At 56.7% G+C, this 3,746-nt stretch carries 4 protein-coding genes and 1 pseudogene; 1 reads left to right on the top strand and 4 read right to left on the bottom strand.

Annotation, left to right across the window (positions count from 1 at the left end; genetic code table 11):
* On the bottom strand, positions 1-511 hold a 511-nt coding region (locus ACLP2E_RS20740), incomplete at its 3' end, for a class I SAM-dependent methyltransferase (protein ID WP_442466983.1).
* Positions 512-693: 182 nt separating this feature from the next.
* Positions 694-966: pseudogene (locus ACLP2E_RS20735) on the bottom strand (acyl-CoA dehydrogenase family protein); the annotation flags it as partial.
* A 113-nt stretch (positions 967-1,079) separates the two neighbouring features.
* Between ACLP2E_RS20735 and ACLP2E_RS20730 the strand changes: the two are divergent.
* Complete coding sequence (locus ACLP2E_RS20730; protein ID WP_442466982.1) at positions 1,080-2,159, top strand: AraC family transcriptional regulator; 1,080 nt, start codon at positions 1,080-1,082, stop codon at positions 2,157-2,159.
* Positions 2,160-2,169: 10 nt separating this feature from the next.
* Here the strand turns inward: ACLP2E_RS20730 and ACLP2E_RS20725 are convergent, their stop codons facing one another.
* On the bottom strand, positions 2,170-2,961 hold the full coding sequence (locus tag ACLP2E_RS20725) for a crotonase/enoyl-CoA hydratase family protein (protein WP_442466981.1): 792 nt from the start codon (positions 2,959-2,961) through the stop codon (positions 2,170-2,172).
* A 51-nt stretch (positions 2,962-3,012) separates the two neighbouring features.
* Positions 3,013-3,746, bottom strand: a 734-nt coding sequence (locus ACLP2E_RS20720) for an NUDIX hydrolase (RefSeq protein ID WP_442466980.1), incomplete at its 5' end; no start/stop codon positions are given.

Here is a 3,746-nt window from a genome sequence, read left to right as displayed (position 1 = left end):
ATAACCCGTCGCTCATACCACCGGCTCGCAAGAAGTCACGCCATTCGACTAGACTTCCTTCGACCGGAACAGCGACATTCAATTTTCCACCCGGCGCAAGAAGTTGCCGCCATTTCGCAACGGCGGCAGTTGGTTCCGGCAGCCAGTGCAGCATCATGCTTGACAGGATCAAATCAAAGGTACCGATCGTGTCGAGATTTGCAGCGTCGGCGCAAAGCGTAGTCAGGCCCGGAAACTTGTCTCGAAATGTCTTAAGCATTCCCGGCGCCGCGTCGAGACCCGTGATCTTGGCTTCCGGCCATATTTGCCGGGCGACGTCGGTAACATGTCCTGCTCCGCAGCCGAGATCAAGTATCGTCTTCGGCGGGCGAACCAGCTCACGCGAAGCCCGCAAAACCAATTCTCGTGCAACTTTCCGCTGGACATCCGACGCTGTGTCATAGGTTCTCGCCGCAGCGTCGAAAGAGCGGATGACAGAAGCGTTGGATTTTACAGAACGGATGTTATTCATTTCACGACGTCGGCACTCTTATTCGCGGTGAACGGTTCTTCGATTGATGCGCAAAATTTGGCGGCCTTCGGGGAGCCCCAAATGACGGCCTCAAAGAACGATGCCATCTGAAGAAATTTTAGCTCCCGAACTTAAATGGTAGGGTGTCTCGTTAAGCTCTCTATTTGGAACCCATGCTTTCAGGCCAGCCCAACCGAGGCCGAGGCGCGTGAAATCTCTTCCAGTGCGATGATGTGGGCGAGATAGCCCATATTCGCGCCGCCATATTCTTCCGGCGCGGTCATGCCCAACAGCCCGAGATCGCCGAATTTCTTCCACAGTTCCGCGGGGAATTCGTTGTCACGATCGATCTGGGCGGCGCGGGGCGCAATCTCCGCCTTGGCAAAGGCGCGCACACTGTCGCGCAACATTGTCAGATCATCGCCGCAATCGAAATCGAGGCTCGGAATTGTCATAGGCTCCTCCCCCTATCCTGATTTTTATTCAGGGAATCATATCTTGGGCCTTGAAGCCATTGGCGCCAAAATAGTTGCAATTTTCGCCAATGAGGGAGATGTTCTCTCCCACCATGCTCGCAATCGCATCCTCGCCTGTTTCCCGGAAATCCGGACGGGCCCTTGTCCCGACCGCTTTTGTGCGCGCCATTCTGCTCGCCTACCGCAAATATGGCGTCGATCCGGGGGAAGCCCTCGAAATGGCGCATATATCGCCAGATGCGGTGTACGAACCGGATGGCCGCGTCACCGCCGCCCAATTCGAGGCTCTATCCTGGTTCGCAATGCGCGAATTGGATGACGAGGCGCTGGGATGGTTTTCCCGCAAGCTTCGCTGGGGCGCCTACGGGATGTTGTGTCGCGCATCGCTGACCTCGGCAACGCTTGAAATCGCTTTGAAGCGCTGGCGACGGCATCATCACATCCTCGTCGACGAGGTCTTGCTGGACCTGACCGTGGCGGACGGCGTCGCTTGCTTTTCGATCAATGAGCGCAGCGATCTCGGCGATTACCGTGAATTCTGCATCGTGACCCTGCTTCGCTATGTGCTCGGCTTCGCCTGCTGGGCCATCGACATGAAAATCAGCTTGAGCAGTGCTGATTTTCCCTTTGCCGCGCCGCGGCACAGCGCCATCTACCCGTCGATTTTTGCAAAAAACCTGAATTTTTGCGCTCCGCGCGCCAGTATTTCCTTTGACGCGCGTTATTTGTCCATGCCGCTGCAACGCGATGAAAACGCCCTCAACAAAATGTTGAAGCGCGCTTTGCCATTGACTGTGCTGCCCTATCGCCGGGACGAGCATCTGTCAGGGCGCGTGGAGCAGGTTCTGCGTATGCCGGGCGGCCATTTTCCGGTGGCGGAGGATTTGGCCGAGGCGTTGAATCTCTCGACGCGCAGTCTGCATCGACAATTGCAAAAAGAAGGCGCCTCTCTCCGGCAACTCAAGGAATCGGCGCGAATCGAACGCGCGAAACACTTGCTGACGCGCACAACCCAATCCATCAAGCGTGTCGCTTTCGCTCTTGGCTTTGGCAATGAAAAGAGCTTTTCCCGCGCCTTTCATCAATGGACGGGGGAAACGCCAAGCGGCTTTCGCAAGCAGGCGAAGTCGCCGCGTCCGCAATCGCCCCCGACATTTGGGCCCGGCGAGTGAAGCCTTCGTCCTAATCGAAACGCGGCGGCCTTTTTTCGATAAAGGCGGCGACAGCCTCCTCATGCTGCGGCGTCTTGTGAGCCAGCGCCTGAAACGCCGCCGAAAGCTCGAGCAGGCTGTCGAGCCGCATATGCTGGCCTTCGCGCATCAGCTTTTTCGTCAGGCGCAAGGTCGGGCCGGGATTGACCGCGATGCGCCGGGCCAACGCATAGGCGGCCTCGCTCAAGTTTTCAGGTTCGGTCACGGCGCTGACGAGGCCACAGCGCAAAGCTTCATCGGCGTCGATCGCCTCGCCGGTAAAGGCCATTTCGGCGGCTTTCGACAGACCGACCACGCGCGGCAGCAGCCAGGCCCCGCCGTCGCCGGGAATGATGCCGACCTTGACGAAACTTTCGGCGAATTTCGCGGTCTTCGAGGCGATCCGGATATCGCACATGCAGGCGAGATCGCAGCCCGCTCCGATCGCCGGTCCGTTGACGGCGGCGATGGTCGGAACTTCGAGATTATAGAGGGCGAGCGGCAGGCGCTGGATGCCGCCCCTGTATTCGTCACGGATGTCGATGGCTGGGATGTCCTGCCCGGAGAAGCGGCGCATGTCCTTGACATTGCCGCCGGTCGAAAAGGCGCTGCCGGCGCCGGTCAGCACCACGACCTTGACGCTGGCGTCCGCGGAGATTCGAACGCAAGCCCGAATGAATTCCTCGACCGCCGTATTGCCTGTCAGCGGATTGCGGGAAGCGGGTTGATTCATGGTCAGCGTCACAATTGCGCCGACCTGCTCGTAAACCAGGAAATTATTCATGAAAACTCGCCTTTTGTAGTATTGATAGAAGACAATAGCTTAGAAACAGCCTTATGGCAAAAACAACTCGCCACCATATCCGGCGCTAAGCGGAATACGTAGTTTATTTGCGCCAGACGTTGTTATAATTTCAGGTGTTACGGTTACAATATTCTGCGCCTTGGCAGCCTCAATTGCCTCTGCAGCAAGTCTATGCTTCGCCAAAAGCGAGAGGTTAAGCCGTGTCGGAAGCATGATCGTATAGCGCCCCTCTTCCCCAGCCTCCAAGGCTTGCGCCGGAGTGATCCAAGTCGAATCCACGTTTTCCAACCCATCATGCAACGCCGACTGTTCGTTTGGAATAATAGCAATGAAGAAGTGGGTGTCGTAGCGCCTGGGCATTTTTTTCGGTGTGATCCAATGCGCAAAGGGGACCAACAAATCAATTGCGAGCGTTATGCATTCGGCGGCAAGCGCTTTGGCAAACCCGAACTCATGAACCTTTGACGCCAGAATTCTTGCCCCTGCGTCTTGGACCAGAACGCCATCACGCGAACGGGCCAGAAATACGCCACATTCTTCAAAAGTCTCGCGTAATGCCGCGACGCGGAAAGTGCGGGATGATATGCTTAGCCTTGGTGTCATTGCGCTGAGCAATTCATTTCCTGCGATCGCATCGTCGCAAGGCTCCAACGTGCCCCTGGAAAAGCCAATGCTTCTGACGCGAAGCCAATATTTTTGTTTCGCACCATCATGAAAACTTCGAGGCTTTTCATTCCATCGCGCACGAGCATTACTGTCGACGC

This window comes from Rhodoblastus sp., assembly GCF_052145335.1.
Taxonomy (GTDB): Bacteria; Pseudomonadota; Alphaproteobacteria; order Rhizobiales; family Beijerinckiaceae; genus Rhodoblastus.
Note: the sequence above shows the minus strand (reverse complement) of the source record. Positions and strands in the feature narration are given on the sequence as shown.